The sequence below is a fragment of the Paraburkholderia kururiensis JCM 10599 = LMG 19447 genome (assembly GCF_003986935.1).
Classification (GTDB): Bacteria; Pseudomonadota; Gammaproteobacteria; order Burkholderiales; family Burkholderiaceae; genus Paraburkholderia; species Paraburkholderia kururiensis.
The window spans coordinates 362,456-377,941 of record NZ_RJZE01000001.1; the positions used below are offsets into that span (position 1 = coordinate 362,456).

At 67.5% G+C, this 15,486-nt stretch carries 11 protein-coding genes; 5 read left to right on the forward strand and 6 right to left on the reverse strand.

Annotated features, from left to right (window positions below; genetic code table 11):
* The first annotated feature begins 252 nt into the window (after positions 1–252).
* From PKKP23_RS01665 to PKKP23_RS01675, 3 genes are read left to right on the forward strand one after another with little or no spacing between them, the layout of a single operon-like run.
* A complete protein-coding gene (locus tag PKKP23_RS01665; protein ID WP_126875546.1) occupies positions 253–2,064 on the forward strand; it encodes a thiamine pyrophosphate-requiring protein in 1,812 nt (603 codons plus the stop codon).
* A gap of 20 nt (positions 2,065–2,084) precedes the next feature.
* Positions 2,085–5,168 carry an ATP-binding cassette domain-containing protein gene (locus PKKP23_RS01670; protein ID WP_240658676.1) on the forward strand — a complete coding sequence of 1,028 codons (3,084 nt, stop codon included), beginning with the start codon at positions 2,085–2,087 and terminating at the stop codon, positions 5,166–5,168.
* A 56-nt stretch (positions 5,169–5,224) separates the two neighbouring features.
* Complete coding sequence (locus tag PKKP23_RS01675) at positions 5,225–5,725, forward strand: DUF421 domain-containing protein (protein ID WP_126875548.1); 501 nt, start codon at positions 5,225–5,227, stop codon at positions 5,723–5,725.
* An 18-nt stretch (positions 5,726–5,743) separates the two neighbouring features.
* Here PKKP23_RS01675 and PKKP23_RS01680 read toward each other — a convergent pair whose 3' ends face one another.
* The 6 genes from PKKP23_RS01680 to PKKP23_RS01705 are packed head-to-tail and all read right to left on the reverse strand — an operon-like array spanning position 5,744 to position 13,600.
* Positions 5,744–6,880: a glycosyltransferase family 2 protein gene (locus tag PKKP23_RS01680; protein WP_338120123.1), complete on the reverse strand. Its 1,137-nt coding sequence runs from the start codon at positions 6,878–6,880 to the stop codon at positions 5,744–5,746.
* On the reverse strand, positions 6,877–8,691 hold the full coding sequence (locus PKKP23_RS01685) for an efflux transporter outer membrane subunit (protein WP_126875549.1): 1,815 nt from the start codon (positions 8,689–8,691) through the stop codon (positions 6,877–6,879). Before PKKP23_RS01685 ends, PKKP23_RS01680 begins: the two co-directional genes overlap by 4 nt.
* 1 nt (position 8,692) lies before the next feature.
* Positions 8,693–10,288 carry a DHA2 family efflux MFS transporter permease subunit gene (locus PKKP23_RS01690; RefSeq protein ID WP_017774180.1) on the reverse strand — a complete coding sequence of 532 codons (1,596 nt, stop codon included), beginning with the start codon at positions 10,286–10,288 and terminating at the stop codon, positions 8,693–8,695.
* Between the two features lie 32 nt (positions 10,289–10,320).
* Positions 10,321–10,530 (reverse strand): hypothetical protein, encoded by a 210-nt coding sequence (locus PKKP23_RS33970; RefSeq protein WP_017774181.1) that lies wholly within the window; start codon positions 10,528–10,530, stop codon positions 10,321–10,323.
* 50 nt (positions 10,531–10,580) lie between these two features.
* On the reverse strand, positions 10,581–11,366 hold the full coding sequence (locus PKKP23_RS01700) for an endonuclease/exonuclease/phosphatase family protein (protein WP_168724517.1): 786 nt from the start codon (positions 11,364–11,366) through the stop codon (positions 10,581–10,583).
* 35 nt (positions 11,367–11,401) lie between these two features.
* Positions 11,402–13,600, reverse strand: coding sequence for a VTT domain-containing protein (locus PKKP23_RS01705; protein ID WP_126875551.1), 2,199 nt, complete (start codon positions 13,598–13,600; stop codon positions 11,402–11,404).
* 411 nt (positions 13,601–14,011) lie between these two features.
* On the opposite strand from PKKP23_RS01705, the gene PKKP23_RS01710 reads away from it, so the two are divergent.
* On the forward strand, positions 14,012–14,533 hold the full coding sequence (locus PKKP23_RS01710; protein WP_026121311.1) for a hypothetical protein: 522 nt from the start codon (positions 14,012–14,014) through the stop codon (positions 14,531–14,533).
* A 99-nt stretch (positions 14,534–14,632) separates the two neighbouring features.
* Complete coding sequence (locus tag PKKP23_RS01715) at positions 14,633–15,409, forward strand: SDR family oxidoreductase (protein ID WP_126875552.1); 777 nt, start codon at positions 14,633–14,635, stop codon at positions 15,407–15,409.
* The last annotated feature ends 77 nt before the right edge of the window (positions 15,410–15,486 follow it).

Consider the following 15,486-nt stretch of genomic DNA (forward strand, 5'->3'; position numbering starts at 1 on the left):
AAGGCATGAACGCGGTATGCCTGCATGTCACTGCGAAGTACTACGCAGGCAATCGCCGGTTCACCCTGTTTTTCTCCACCGCGCGTGTTGCGCCGCTGAGCTTCTTACACGCCACGTGTAAATAAGGAGCGGGCGGCGTACCGGTTTTGTCCGACCGCGAAAACACGCGCGCCCGCCGTGCGCCCGCCATGCCGCGCGAGGACCGGGAGCGCTTCTTGCCCCGCCGCTTGGGTCAGGCAAAGGAGGCGTTTCATGGCTGCTACTGTGGGTGACTTCATCGTCGACCGGCTTTATCACTGGGGCGTGCGCCGCATCTACGGGTATCCCGGCGACGGCATCAACGGCGTGTTCGGTGCATTGAATCGCGCGGGCGGGAAGATCGAATTCATTCAGGCGCGACACGAAGAAATGGCCGCATTCATGGCCTGCGCGCACGCGAAATTTACCGGCGAACTGGGCGTGTGCATCGCCACGTCGGGCCCGGGCGCCGCGCACCTCATCACCGGTCTCTACGACGCGCGCATGGACCACATGCCCGTGCTCGCCATTACCGGGCAACAGGCGCGCGCGTCGCTGGGCGGGCACTACCAGCAGGAGCTGGATCTGGTGTCGATGTTCAAGGACGTGGCGGGCTCCTACGTGCAACTCGCCACGGTGCCGGGCCAGGTGCGGCACCTCGTGGACCGTGCCGTGCGCATCGCAGTGGCCGAGCGGCGCGTGACCGCGCTCGTGCTGCCGAACGATCTGCAGGAATTGCCGTACGAGCCACCGGGCCGCAAGCACGGAACGGTACATTCGGGCGTGGGCTATTCGCGGCCCAAGGTCGTGCCGCAACAAGACGACCTGCAACGCGCGGCGGACGTGCTCAATGCCGGTAAGAAAGTGGCGATGCTGGTGGGCGCAGGCGCATTGGGCGCCACGGACGAAGTGATCGCCGTGGCGGACCGCCTGGGCGCGGGCGTGGCGAAGGCGCTGCTAGGCAAGGCGGTATTGCCCGACGAGTTGCCGTGGGTCACGGGTCCCATCGGGTTGCTCGGCACGTTGCCGAGCTACGACATGATGACCGACTGCGACACGCTGCTAATGGTCGGCTCGGGCTTCCCGTACTCCGAGTTCTTGCCGAAAGAAGGCCAGGCGCGCGGCGTGCAGATCGACATCAAGGCCGACATGCTGAGCCTGCGTTACCCGATGGAGGTCAACCTGGTGGGCGACACGGCCGAAACGCTGCGCGCGCTGCTGCCGCTCCTGCATGAGCGCGACGACACGACGTGGCGCAAGCGCATCGAACGCTGGACCGACTCGTGGTGGAAGACGCTGCACAAGCGCGCGCTGGAACCGGCGAAGTCGAGCCGCGGCGTGAACCCGCAGCGCGCCTTCACCGAGCTTTCGCCGCGCCTGCCCGATCAGGCCATCATCACGAGCGATTCGGGATCCTGTGCAAACTGGTACGCACGCGACCTGAAGATTCGCCGCGGCATGATGTGCTCGCTTTCGGGCGGCCTCGCGTCGATGGGCGCCGCCGTGCCCTACGCGATTGCGGCGAAGTTCGCGCATCCGTCGCGGCCCGTCATCGCGCTGGTGGGCGACGGCGCCATGCAGATGAACAACATGGCGGAACTCATCACGGTGGCGAAGTACTGGCAGCAGTGGGCCGACCCGCGCTGGATCTGCATGGTGCTCAACAACGAAGACCTCAACCAGGTCACGTGGGAGCAGCGCGTGATGGAAGGCGACCCGAAGTTCGACGCTTCGCAGCAGGTGCCGAACGTGCCGTATCACCGCTTCGCGGAGCTGATTGGTCTGAAAGGCATTTACGTTTCGGAGCCCGACCAGATCGCGCCCGCCTGGGAAGAGGCGCTCGCGTCGAACCGGCCCGTGGTGCTCGAAGTGAAGAGCGACCCCGAGGTGCCGCCGCTGCCGCCGCACGTCACGCTGGAACAGGCGCGCCACTTCGCGCACACGCTGCTGAAGGGCGACCCGCGCGAGGCCAGCGTGATTGCGGGCACGGCCAGGCAGGTGCTGGCCTCAGTGCTGCCGGGGCACAAGGATAACGGCGACAGCTGACGCCGGCGCGGGACGACGGCATGGCGAGCGACAGCACGCGCACCCCTCCTCAGCCGGGCCCCACCCCGGGGCTCGCCGCGGCGGCGCAGCGCACGCTCTCGCAGGAGCGCGACCTGCGCCGCCGCATCTTCGTGGACCTCAGCCGCGCCATCTGGCAGTACCGCAACGTCACGCTGGTTTCCGTCGCGCTCATGGTCGCGGCGAAGCTCGCCGCGGTGGGCGTGCCGCTCGTGCTCAAGCGCATCGTGGACGAGGTCAGTCATCCGTCGCCGCTTGCGCTTTTTCCCGTCTTTCTTGTGCTGGCGTACGCGATTCTGCGTTTCGTCAGCGGCGCGCTGAACGAAGTGCGCGACGTGGTGTTCAGCGTGGTGACGCAGCGCACGGTGGCGTCGTTCACGGAGCGCACCTTCGCGCATCTGCATCGGTTGGGTGCACGCTTTCATGCCACGCGCGAGACGGGCGCCGTGGTGCGCGACGTGCAGAAGGGCACGGACGGCATCGGCTATCTGCTCGGCATTGCCATCTTCACGATCGTGCCCACGCTGATCGAAATCGGCTCTGTGATCGCGATCATGATGGCGAGCTATGCCGCGACGTTCACGGCCATCATCGGTATGACGTTCGTGGTCTACGCGATCTATACGGTGATCTTCACGCGGCGGCGGCTCGTGCATCAGCGCGCCGTGAACCGGCTGGAAGCGCAGACAGACAGCCGTTTCGTGGACAGCATGCTCAACTACGACACGGTCAAATACTTCGCTACGGAAGCGCTGGAGACGCGGCGGCTCTCGGGCATTCTGGGCCACTGGATTACGGCGCGCATGGCGAACCAGCGCGCGCTTTCCACGCTGCATATCGGGCAGAGCGCGGTGATTGCGTTCGGCGTGGCTTCTGTGATGCTGCTCGCCGTGCAGTACGTGATGGTGGGGCGCATGAGCGTGGGCGACCTTGTGCTCGTGAACGCGTACATCATCCAGGTGTGTCTGCCGCTCAATTCGCTGGGCTTCGTGTTTCGCGAGACCAACGACGCGATGGTGAACGTGGAGCGCATGTTCGGCATTCTCGCGGCGCAAGGGCGCGTGGGCGAAGACCTGGACGAACCGGGCGCGCAGCCGCTTGCCATACACGCGGGCGAGATCGCCTACGACCACGTGGATTTCGGCTACGACCCGCAGCGCCAGGTGCTGCACGACATCGATTTTCGCGTGCGGGCCGGGACGTCCGTAGCGGTGGTAGGCGGCAGCGGATCGGGCAAGTCCACGCTCGTGAAGCTGCTGTTCCGGCTGTATCAGCCCACGTTGGGCACGGTGCGTATTGACGGCCAGGATCTGCGCTACGTCACGCAGACCAGCCTGCGTGAGGCGATTGGCATCGTGCCGCAGGACACGGTGCTCTTCAACGACACGATCGCCTACAACATCGCCTACGGCCGGCCCGGCGCCACGCGCGCGGACGTGGTGCGCGCCGCGCGTGCGGCGCAGCTGGACGGCTTCATCGAACGGCTGCCCGATCACTACGACACCCAGGTGGGCGAGCGCGGCGTGCGGCTTTCGGGCGGCGAGCGCCAGCGCATTGCCATTGCGCGCGCCATTCTGAAAGACCCGCGCATCATCGTGTTCGACGAGGCCACCTCGGCGCTCGACACGCGCTCCGAACGCGCCATCCAGCTGGAATTGCAGCGCCTCGCGCAGGGGCGCACGTCGATCACGATTGCGCACCGCCTTTCCACCGTGGTGGATGCGGACACCATTCTCGTGATGGAGCACGGCCATATCGTGGAGCAGGGCACGCACGAGGCACTGCTCGCGCGCGAAGGCGTGTACATGAAGATGTGGTCGCTGCAACAGCAACAAGGCGAACTGGAGCGCGCGCAACGCAGGCTCGTGGCGCAGCCGGTGGAACTGGACGAACTGGTGGCCCACGTGGCGGCGATGGTGCGCACCGACGCCGCACGCCAGCGCGCCGACTTCACGACGCTCGTGGCGGAGCCGGGCCTTTTCATTACCGGCGAGCGCGACAAGCTGGCGGGCGTGGTGGCCGAACTGTGCCGCAACGAGCTGACTCACGCGCCGCGCGGCGGCCGGGTGCAACTGCGCGCGGACCACTTCGGCAACGAGGCGTGGCTCACGGTGGTGGGTGCGGGCGATCGGCCCGCGGAGCTTTCGCAGGAGCGCGCGCGGAAGCTGGAAGCCACCATCGTCTCGGCAGGCGGCGGGTTTACGGTGATGCCGGTGCAGACGCGGCTGGCCTACGTGGTCACGTTGCCGTTGCGGCCGGTGGTGGATGTGCCGGTGATTTCGTCGGCGTCGGCTACCTCGGTTGGTTCGGCGGCTTCGGTTGGTTCGGTCGTGCAGGGCGGTGTGCCGGCTTCGTCTGCTTCATCGGCTTCGTCAGTTTCGACAGCCGTGCCGGGCGTTCCGGGCACGGCGGCGGCACCATCCGCGCCTTCGGGATCGGCTCGGCATCTCGATGCCCAGCCCCTGGAGGGTATTGCGGTACTCGCCATCGACGACCAGGAAGAGACGCGCGACGCACTGGAGGCCATGCTTTCCTCGATGGGCGCGCGCGTGCAGACGGCGCAGGGCGGCGACGATACGCTCGCGATGCTCGAAGGCGAGGACATGGACGCATGGCCCGACGTGCTGGTCTGCGACATCGTGCTCGAACGGGAAGACGGCTTCGACGTGCTGCGCCGCGTGCGCGAACTCGAAGCGCGGCGCGGACTGCGCCCCGGTGCTCGCCTGCCAGCTATCGCGCTAACGGGCTATACGCTCACGGAAGACGGCGCGGTGCAGGCACCCGTGCCGCTTCCTGGTGCCGGGATGGCGGCGCGTACGCAGGGTACGGCGGGGCATGGCGCGGCATCGAATGGCATGGCATCGAAGGGCATGGGGTCGAACGGCACACGGAATGGCGCATCGAATGGCACGCAGAACGGCTCGCCGAATGGCTCGCAGAATGCGCCGCCGAATGGCACGCCGAACGACAACGCCGTTGCTGCCGGCTTCGCGGCGCACCTCACCAAGCCCGTGCCCGCGGATCAGCTCATCGAGGCGATACGGCGCGTCGCACACACCGCACGCCCCGTATCGCATTCCGCGTAGCGTGCCGGCTCAGCACGCACGCAACCCCATTCGAACGAGGCAAAGGGAGGCGGCATATGAATACGCTTGTGGCGTTGTTCGGCGAGGGCCGGAATCTCGACGCGTTGCAGATGGGCATGCGCTCGCTCGTCGTGTTCGTGCTGGCGCTCGTGCTCGTGCGCATTTCGGGCCGTCGCTCGTTCGGCCAGCGCTCGCCGTTCGATTACGTGGTGGGCATTCTGCTGGGCGCCATTCTGAGCCGCGCCGTGGTGGGCGCGTCGCCGTTCGTGCCCACCGCGGTGGCATCGCTCGTGATCGTGGTGCTGCATCGCGTGCTGGCCTGGCTGTGCGTGCATTCGCGTGCGTTGGAGCGGTTGGTGGTAGGCATCGAGCGCGAGGTGTTCCACCAGGGGCGCTTCGACGAGAAGCAGATGGGCGCGGCGCTCATCACGGAAACCGATATCTACGAGAGCGTGCGACAGTCGCTCGGCGCACGCGACCTCGCGCGCGTGGAGGCCGCGATCCTGGAACGTAACGGCCAGCTCAGCGTGATTCGAAAGGGCGAAGAGGCGTCGTAGCGCTGACCACGTGCGGCGTCAGGCGCGCCGGTGCGGGGCGGTCGAAGTGCCCGAATGGCTCGGAGTGCTGGGAGCGCCCGGAGCGCCCGGAGTGCTCGGAGTGCTCGAAGTGCTCGAAGTGCTCGAAGTGCTCGAAGTGCTCGAAGTGCTCGAAGTGCTCGAAGTGCTCGAAGTGCTCGAAGTGCCCGAAGTGCCCGAAGCGCCTCCGCCCGCAACGCGGCGCGTGCGCAGCCACGCCGCGTTGCGGTTCGCGAGCCAGTCCGCAGTGCGTTCGGCGTTGCGCACTGCGCGCCGCATGGCGAGCACGTGGGGCGGCACCACGCGTCGGCGGCTGCATGCCCACGCAATGCCGCTCACGAGCCGCGGCGCATCGCGCCACAACGCCCGCTCGTGCAGCAGCACGCGCAGCGCCTTCAGCATGGCCTTGAGCGCTATCGGGAGCGGCAGGCGCAGCCAGGCCACCCACGCCGCGTTGCGCGCCAGCATGCGGCGCCGCAAACCCGCATCGCGTGCCGGCGACGGATGGTGATGCACCACGAGCCGGTCGCAATAGACCATGGCGTGTCCGCGCACGAGTAGATCGAGCGAGACGAGTTCTTCTTCGCCGCCGATGAAAAGCCGCGGCTCATAACCGCCCACTTCGAGAAACGCCGCGCGCCGGAACACACAGGCACCCGCCATGTAGCCCGTCAGCAGCGGACCGGGTAAGCCCGTGCTGCCGAGCGGGCTCGCGCTCATGCGCTCGCAGGTGGCGTCGGCGTGTTCGTTTTCGCCCACCACCACGCGTGCGTTGAGCACGGCCACCTGCGGCGATTCGTCCAGCACGCGCACCGCGTGGGCGAGCGAGCCCGGTTCCCACCAGGTGTCGTCGTCGCTGAAGGCGACGTATTCGGTTTCGGCGACGGCCACGGCGTGATTGCGGCCCGCGGCGCCCAGATTCGCGCCGCACTCAACGACTCGCACGGAGGGAAAGCGTGCGCACAGGGTTTCGACGGTGGCGTCCGTGGAGCCGTTGTCCGCGACGATCACGGGCGGACGTTCGGGCAGCGCAAGCAGCCGCGCCACGGTTTCCGTCACTTCGTGCACGCGGTTGTGCGTGAGCACGACCACCGTGATGCGCGGCACGGACGACGTTGAGGGAGAAGGCAGGGTCATGGCTGCGGTTTCGATGCGAGAGACGGTGCGGATGGCGTGGACTGCGTGGACGGCGTGGACGGCATGGATCGCGCGAAGCGTGGAGGCTGTGCTGCCTGCTGCGGCGAAGCGGAGAGCGAAGACCGCGGCGAGCCCGCTGGTTGCGGCGCGTGCGCTGACGGCACCGGATCTGCTGACGCCGCCGAACCCGCGGACGCCGCCGTCTGCCACCCGCCCCCGAGCGCCTTGTACAGCGCGACGAGATCCGTCGTCACCTGCATGGTTTGTTGAGCGGCCTGCTGCCTGCCCTGGGCGAGCTGGCGTTCCGCGTCCAGCACGTTGATGAACGTGACCAGACCTTTGCGATAGCTGTCGCGCGCCAGGTCGAATGCGGCTTGCTGAGACGCCACGCTGTCGTTGAGCGAGTCGCGGCGCGCCTGGTCGGTGCGATAGACGGCGAGTGCGTTGTCCACGTCGCGCAGCGCCACGAGCACGGCGCTGCGCCAGGCGAGTGCCGCTTCTGCCTGGCGCGCCTCGCTCAGTCGCAGGTTCGACACGAGCTGCCCGCCTTCGAAGATAGGCAGCGAAATGGCCGGTCCGAACGAATAGAACAGATGCGACCAGCGGGCGAGGTTGTCCGCGTGGCCCGCGCGCGTGCCCACCTGGCCGGTGAGCGAAATGTCGGGGTAGAACTGCGCGACGGCCACGCCGACGTCCGCGGTGGCGGCGTGCAATTCGGCTTCGGCGCGGCGCACGTCGGGGCGGCGGCGCGCGAGCGTAGAGGGCAGGCCGACCGGCACCGTGGGCGGCACGGGCGGCACCGCGCCGGGCGTCTGCAATTCGGCATCGAGCGCGCCCGGCGCCTCGCCCGCCAGATACGCGAGACCGTTGAGCGCCTGCGCAATCTGCTGGTCGTAGAGCGGCAATTGCGCTGCGGTCTGCGCCAGTTGTGCCGAAGCGTTCTGCACATCCATCTGGCTCGTGATGCCCACGCTCGCCTGGCTCTGCACGAGCGTCACGATTTCGCGCTGCTGGTTCACGAGGTCGCTCGTGATCTGCCGAAGCTGTTGCGCGCCGCGCAACTGCGCGTAGGTTTGCGCGACTTCGGCTTCGAGCGAAACGAGCGCGTCGTTGTGGCTTTCCATCGCGGCTTCGGTCTGCGCGTTCGCGGCTTCCACAGACCGCCGCACGCGGCCGAACAGGTCCACTTCCCACGAGGCGTCGAAGCCCGCCTGCCAGAGATTCACCGGCGACGTGAGCTGATCGAGGAACTGGTTCGCGCCGCGTTGCACCGAAGGGCCGCCGCGCTGCCCGAGTCGGTTCACGGCGCTGTAGGCGTTCTGTTCTTCGAGCAGGCCTTTGATGCCGAGTTGTTCGCGCGTGTAGCTGGCCGTTGCGCGTACGTTCGGCAGGCCCTGGGCCGCTGCGGACTGCGCTTGCGAGCGCGCCTCTGCAATGCGCAACACGGCTTGCTGGAGGTCGGGGTTGTCGCGGACAGCGCGATCGATCAGCGCGTCGAGCGTCGGGTCCTGGAAGGTGTGCCACCAGCGCGGGTCGGGGTCCGAATCCGTGGTGGGCGACGAATGGGGATGCGCGCCTTCGACGTGCGGCGGGGTGGGTGTCTGCGAGGTTGGCGCTGTTGCTGAAGCCGCAGACGTAGCAGACGCCTCGCGCTGCACGTCGTGCCACTGGCCGGGCACGTTGGCTGTTGGCGATTTGAAGTCGGGGCCCACCGTGCAGGCGCTCACGAGCAGCAACGTGGCAACTGCAAGCGTGCATGCCGCTGCGCCTGTCCGCGCTCGTTGTCCGCTGAAAGAACGGTGCCGCGTCATGTCAGTGCCCACCCGCCCCGCCGGCGGCTTTCACCGGCGAGAAGAAGAACGACAGCGGCAGGCACAGCAGGCAGAACACGGCGAGCATCGCGAAGACGTCGAGGTACGCGAGGATCGTGGCCTGCGAAACGAACGTCTCGTAAAGGCGGCCCGTGGCGGTTTGCAGCGCCTGAGCAGGAGGCTGGCCCGTGAGGTCCGTGATCGTGTGGGCCGAGCGCTGCAGGGCGTCCTGGTAGTTCTGCGAGAACGGCGAGAGATGTTCAGAAAGATGCGCCATTCGCGCCTGCGCCCGCTCGCGGATCATTGCCGTGGAAAGCGAAATGCCGATGGACCCCGCCACGTTGCGGAACATGGTGAGCAGCGCGGAGGCGTCGTTGTTGAGTTCGCGCGGCACGGTCTGATACGCGAGCGTCGTGATGGGCACGAACAGAAAGCCGATGGCAATGGACTGCGCGCTGCGCATCTTCACGAGCGTGGCGTAGTCCACGTTCGGCACGAGCATGTGCGAATACGCGAGCGCCACCGTGAGCAACAGAAAGCCGGTTGCGATCAGCCAGCGCGTCTGGATGTGCGGCATGAGGCGGCTGATGATGGGTATCTCCATCGTGATGAGCAGCGCGCCCGGCGAGAGCACGAGGCCCGCAAGCGTGGCCGTGTAACCCAACTGCTGTTGCGCGAGTTGCGGCACCAGCACGGCGCTGCCGTAGAGCACCATGGCGAAAGCCGCAATCGTCGCGCAGCCCAGCGCGAAGTTGCGGTCGCGCAGGCAGGCCAGGTTCACCACCGGTTTCTTCGTGTACATGAGCCACGCCACCGCGCCCGCCATGCCGGCCGCCGCCAGCGCCGCGAAGATGCGAATGAACGGCGAACTGAACCAGTCGTCGTCTTCGCCGCGGTCCAGCATGACTTGCAGGCACCCCAAGCCAATCGCAATGAGCCCGATGCCGATGTAGTCGATGCTGAGCCGGCCGCTTGCGCGCCGCTCCCACGGCGGGTCTTCCACGAGTTGCATGACGCCGAGCGTCGTGAGAATGCCCACCGGCACGTTGAGCAGAAACACCCAGCGCCACGAGAAGTTGTCCGTAATCCAGCCGCCCAGCGTCGGCCCCAGCACCGGCGCGACGACGATGGCCACCGCCGAGATCGAGAACGCCCGCCCGCGTTTTTCGGGGGGAAACGTGTCGAGAATGATGGACTGCTGGTTCGGTTGTAGTCCGCCGCCGAAGAAGCCCTGCAAGACGCGAAAGACGATCAGCTGACCCAGGTTCGTCGCGATGCCGCACAGGAACGAGCACACCGTGAAGGCCGCAATGCAGATCAGGAAGTAGCGCTTTCTGCCGAGCAGCCGCGCAAAGAACGCCGAAATGGGCAGCACGATGCCGTTGGCGACGAGGTACGAGGTGAGCGTCCACGTGGCCTCGTCGTAGCTCGCCGACATCGTGCCCGCAATGTGCGGCAGCGCGACGTTCACGATGGTCGTGTCCAGCACCTCCATGAACGCCGCAAGCGTGACGACGATGGCGATCACCCACGGGTTCGCAGCGGGTCGCCATGCGTCGTGGCCCTGGTTTTGTCCAGGGTTGTGCTCGTCACTCATCCGCTCTAACTAGCGCGAGATCACAAGCCGCCTCAATGCGACTGGCTCGATCCGCCGTCGCGTTCGCCTTCAGAGGGGCGGACTTCGGAGAGATCGTCCTCGCGCACTTCGGCTTCGCGCACGTTCGTGCCTTCGTCGTCCGTTTCGGAGACGTCGGTCTTGAACGTGCCCGTGCCGGTCTGTTTGTCGGTGCCGGGTTGCAGCGGTGCGTTTTCGTCAGCTTTCGATTGGCGATTGGCCATGACAGCGCTCCTTCAAATGAACGGGTCTACGAATGAAGCCCGACGTTGCATCAGCAAGCGGCGCGCCCGGCTTCGTCGGGTTGCTTAGCCGAGCGCGCCGGGCTTGCCGCGATGCGTGCAACGAGCGGCAGATGGTCCGACGCAATGCGCGCGAGCGGGCTGGCATGCACGCGCACGTCGATGAGCCGTTCGCCCGGGTGCATCCAGATACGGTCCAGTGCGAACACGGGCCAACGCGCCGGAAACGTGCGCGGCGCGTGCGCGGCGCGGAAGTGCTCCACCAGCATGCGAAGCGCGCGGCCCCACACGAACCATTCGTTGATGTCGCCCAGCAGGATGACGGGCAGGTCGGGGCGATCGAACACGGACAGCAGACGGTGGATCTGCGCGCGCCGCTCGCGCGCCGAGAGGCCCAGGTGCGTGGCCACCACGCGAAGCGTTTCGCCACGATGGCGCAGGTCCACATCAAGTGCGCCGCGCGGCTCGCGCTGCCCGAACGAGAGATCCAGCGTGCGTGCGGCGTGCACCGGCAGCCGCGAAAGCACGGCATTGCCGAAGCGGCGGCGCGGTGTGTCGAGCGTCGGCCCCTCCACCGCGTTGAGGCCCGTGGCGGCGCGCAATACGTCGAGCGCGTTCGGCGCCCTGGCGTCGCCGAGCGGCACTTCCTGCAGCGCGACGATGTCCGCGTCCAGTTCGCCGATCACAGCCGCGATGCGCTCGGCCGACTGCACGCGGTCCGCGCCGGTCGCGCCGTGGATGTTCCAGGTGGCGATGCGCAGTTCGGCGGCGCGTGCGTGGTCGTCGTTGCCCGCGAGCGAGGCGGGATCGTCGCGCATGGGTGCAGCGGGCGGGGTCGATTTCGTGCCGGCTTTCATCGGCCCCTCGTGAAGAAGCGCTGCAGCGCGAACGAAAGCGCCACCAGCACCACGCCTATGGCCGCGAGCAGCCCGATGGAGCCCGCGCTGGGATGCCGCACGGTGGCCACCAGCTGATGCGCGAACGAGGTTGCGAGCACGATGCCCGGCCCCATGCCGAGTGCGGTGCCCACCAGAAAATCGCGCAGGCCGATGTGCGAGGCGCCCGCGGCCAGGTTCACCAGCGTGAACGGCGCAAGCGGCAGCACGCGCAGGATCACGACCGCGACCAGCCCCTGGCGCCCCAGCCGTTCCGAGAGCCGGTTGAGCCGCGCGCCCGCGAGTCGCCGCACCGCGTCGCGCCCCAGCCAGACGCCTGCGCCGTAGGTAACGAGCGCGGCGATCAGCGTGCCCGTCAGCGCATAGGCGCTGCCCGCGCCGGGACCGAACACGAAACCGGCCAGCGCGATCAGCACCGTGATGGGCACTGACACAATGGCCGCCAGCGCATACGCGCCCACGATCAGCACGGGGCCGAAGCGCGAGTCTCCGATGGCCGTGGCGGTCTGCGTGAGCGCCGTGAAGTTGAGGTCATGACGCAGCGACGTGAAGTGCCACAACAGCGCGAGCGCCACGACGCCGAGCGCGAGGCTGCCCAGAATCAAGAGGCGCGCGGAGAGCGAACGGCTCTGGCCGCCGGGCACGAACTCGCGCATGAGTTCGTCGGGCGAGGCCGGTTTTTCGGGGTCGATGAGCGCTTCTTCGGGCACGAGGCGGTCTATCTCGGGCTCCACTTCCGGGTCGAACGGCACGAGCGCGCGCCCTTCGTGGCGCAGCGCTTCGATTACCGCGTGCAGGCGGCCGTGCGTCTGGAAGGCGCGCTCGACGTCGGCGAGAGACACGTCGAGGTGTTCGGCAAGCAGCCGGTTGCGCACCTGCGCGATGGCGGCGCGAGTGCGCGGGTCGCCGCGTGCTTCGAGCGCGATGTTGCATTCGGTGTCGAGCACCATGGACCGGTTGTTGAGATTCGCGCTGCCCACGAAGAGCAGTTCGTCGTCCACGGTCATGAGCTTGCTGTGCACGTTGACGAAGCCGTCGCCCAGGCCGTCGACGTGCGGGTAGTAGAGGCGCAGGCGGCCGTGGTCGTCGGCGCGCTTCACCATGCGGTAGAGCCGCGCGCGCAGCACGCCCATCGTCATGGTTTGAAGCCAGCCGGTCTGCGCGCGCGGTGCGACGACAGCCACGTCCGGCCCTTCGGGTTGCGTGAGCCGTGCGACCAGTGACGTGCCCACGGGGCTCGCCGTGAAGTACTGGTTCTCGATGTAGATGTTCTCGCGCGCAGCAGCGATGGCCGCGAGATAGAGCGCGCGAATGTCTCCCACCGGCGCGCGGCCGCTGAACGCGGGTTCGGTGAGGGCGATGCCGATGTCCACGTTCTCGAAGTCGGCGGGCTCGAAGGGCGGCCAGGCGTTGGTCGACGCATCGGGTTGCTGCGGCGTGTGCGCAGACGCGCGTGCGACGGCCGGCGAATCTGGTGCTGCCGCCTGCGCCTTCGTTTTACCGAAGGCGCGCAGCCAGCGTTCGCGCACCAGTTCAGCAATGGCTTCTGCCGCTTCGCCGTCGAACATGGTGTGAATGTCGTGGAAGGGCGCGTAGGGTTGCGCGCGCCGTTGGCGGCCTTTGCGTCCGCTATGGGCGTTGCGGCGCAACGGTTCGTCCGGCGCGTGGGCGGGTGTGTCCCAGCGCGAACGCGTGAGGTCGATGCCGCCCACAAACGCGAGCCGGTCGTCCACCACGACGATCTTCTGATGATGCGAGCCGCCCACGGGATGCTGCCCGTCCAGCCGGAACCGTACGCGCGCATGCGTGCGCCAGCCGAGCCGGTACGACGGCAGCCACTCGCGCTCCAGCGCATAGAGCATCGCGAAGTCCCAGGCGAGCACGTGGATGCGCACGTGCGGATTGCGCTGCGCAACCGCACAGAGGAAGTCGGCGAGCGGCGCGGGCAGACCGTCGGGCGGTTGTTCGTGGCCGTTGCACGGCACAAGTTGCAATCGGCTATCGATGTCCCAGCCGACGATAAAGACGCTGTGCTCTGCACGCGCAATGGCGTGCCGCACGGCGGCGAAATACGCGGCGGCGTCCACGAGCACGCGCAGGCGGTGCGCGCGGCGAATGCAACGGCAGGTCGTGCCGGGCTGCAACAACGAGGGCATGAAGGCTCCAGAGGGGTCCGTCGAAGGGTTCCGTTGGGGTTCAGATAAAGCGCGCGTTGCAAGGGGCGTTCCTCGCATGCGGGGCGGGCAGGCGCGGGTATGCGCTGTGCTGCGGGTGGGTGTGAGGCGTAACCCCAGCAACCTGGGCACGATCGCGGGGTTCGCAATGGCGCTGGCGCAGGCACTGAAGGTGTCGCGAGACGATGAAGCGCGGGCATTGCCTGGATACGGCCCAGGCGTGCATTCGGCACAGCACGTGGGGTCGTGAAGACGGTCCGGGAGGTACGCAGGGAACACGCCTTGCTGAGGCGAGCTGCGTGACATGACGGGTGCACTCAACACGTGACACCCCGCGTGACACCCACGCGTGACCCCCAACGCTTGCCGCCCATCGAGGCCAAGGAGACTCGCTTGACCACGCCATCCTCTCTTGTTTGCGCTACTTCTCGTGAATCCACACGCGCCGTGGAGCGCGAACTCGCGCGGCGCGCCGTCGAACTGGCTTTGCCTGCCGTGCGCGCCGCTATCGCCGACCGCGAGATATGCGGCGCCGGTTTTCTTCACATCGTCGTGATGTCGCCCACGCTGGACCCGCGCGATCAGTCGTTCGAAGAGGCCATCGTGGGCGAGCATTCGGAAGGCGACGTGTCGGCCTGGGACGCCGACTACCGTGCCTTCGCGCTCGACAAGGCGCGTCTGTCGTGGCGCACCGGCATGGGCTCGCACGAGCTTCAGACGCTGCGCCCCCATCTGCTCGTGAGCGGCGACACCGCGCTGTGGGGCAGTGTCGCGATAGACGGGATTGTGGTGGCCGTGAGCGGCGCGCATCCCTGGTATGACGAAGCGTTTGCCTCGATGGTGGCCGTGGCGTATCGCGCGCTTGCCAAGGCGCGTGCCGCGCGGCGCGATCCTGAATCCACGACGGTCGCCTGAGCGGCTTTTATCCCGCTTTCCTTCGCTTTGTTCAGTACGCGCGCGGCGTTCGTCCGTGCGCTTTGACTTCCCTTCAATCCCTACAGCATGGAGTTCGAGATGGCACAAACGCGTTCCACCCCGCCCTCGTGGCACGACCTGCACGGACGCATTGCCCTGGTGACGGGCGGCGGCAGCGGCCTTGGCGCACAGATCTGCATGAGCCTCGCCCGCGAAGGCGTGCACGTGATTGCCGCGGACCTGAAACTTGAAGGTGCCGAGCGTACCGCCGCCACCATTGCAGAGCGCAGCACGGGCGGCAAAGACGACGCAGGCCGCTGCGAAGCGATTGCGCTCGACGTGACGGACAGCAACGCGGTGGCCGACGCGGTGGGGCGCATCGTGCAGCGGCATGGCCGCCTCGACGTGGTGGTCAACAACGCCGCGGTGGATGTGACCGAGCCCATCGACGTGCTCACCGTGGCCGAGTGGCAGCGCGTGTTGCAGACCAATCTGACGGGGCCGTTCGTGGTGTCGCGTCACGCGGTCATGCACATGAAGACCGCAGGCGGCGGACACATCGTGAACATTGCATCGACGGCGGCGAAGCGCGCATGGCCGAATGCCGCCGCGTATCACGCGAGCAAATGGGGGCTGCTCGGGCTCTCGCACAGCCTGCATGCGGAGCTGCGGCCGTTCGGCATCAAGGTGTCGGCCGTAGTGGCGGGCGGCATGCGCACGCCGTTCCTGCTGGACCGCTTTCCGGGCATTGATACATCGACGTTGCAGGACCCCGCGAACGTGGCCGAATCCGTCCTGTTCGTGCTGCGTCAGCCGCCGGAGACGGTGATTCCTGAAGTGATGGTGCTGCCGATGCGCGAGACGTCGTGGCCTTGAGGTGAGACGTCCCGCTTTGCGCGATCTCGCCGAGGGCGCATTTCATGTGCCCGCCCTTGGTCGAAAGCTCGCTTCGT

Bases quoted from the DNA above. Each gene is read 5' to 3' on its own strand.
- PKKP23_RS01665 (WP_126875546.1), top strand. From the start codon at position 253: ATGGCTGCTACTGTGGGTGACTTCATCGTCGACCGGCTTTATCACTGG.
- PKKP23_RS01670 (WP_240658676.1), top strand. From the start codon at position 2,085: ATGGCGAGCGACAGCACGCGCACCCCTCCTCAGCCGGGCCCCACCCCG.
- PKKP23_RS01675 (WP_126875548.1), top strand. From the start codon at position 5,225: ATGAATACGCTTGTGGCGTTGTTCGGCGAGGGCCGGAATCTCGACGCG.
- PKKP23_RS01680 (WP_338120123.1), bottom strand. From the start codon at position 6,880: ATGACCCTGCCTTCTCCCTCAACGTCGTCCGTGCCGCGCATCACGGTG.
- PKKP23_RS01685 (WP_126875549.1), bottom strand. From the start codon at position 8,691: ATGACGCGGCACCGTTCTTTCAGCGGACAACGAGCGCGGACAGGCGCA.
- PKKP23_RS01690 (WP_017774180.1), bottom strand. From the start codon at position 10,288: ATGAGTGACGAGCACAACCCTGGACAAAACCAGGGCCACGACGCATGG.
- PKKP23_RS33970 (WP_017774181.1), bottom strand. From the start codon at position 10,530: ATGGCCAATCGCCAATCGAAAGCTGACGAAAACGCACCGCTGCAACCC.
- PKKP23_RS01700 (WP_168724517.1), bottom strand. From the start codon at position 11,366: ATGCGCGACGATCCCGCCTCGCTCGCGGGCAACGACGACCACGCACGC.
- PKKP23_RS01705 (WP_126875551.1), bottom strand. From the start codon at position 13,600: ATGCCCTCGTTGTTGCAGCCCGGCACGACCTGCCGTTGCATTCGCCGC.
- PKKP23_RS01715 (WP_126875552.1), top strand. From the start codon at position 14,633: ATGGCACAAACGCGTTCCACCCCGCCCTCGTGGCACGACCTGCACGGA.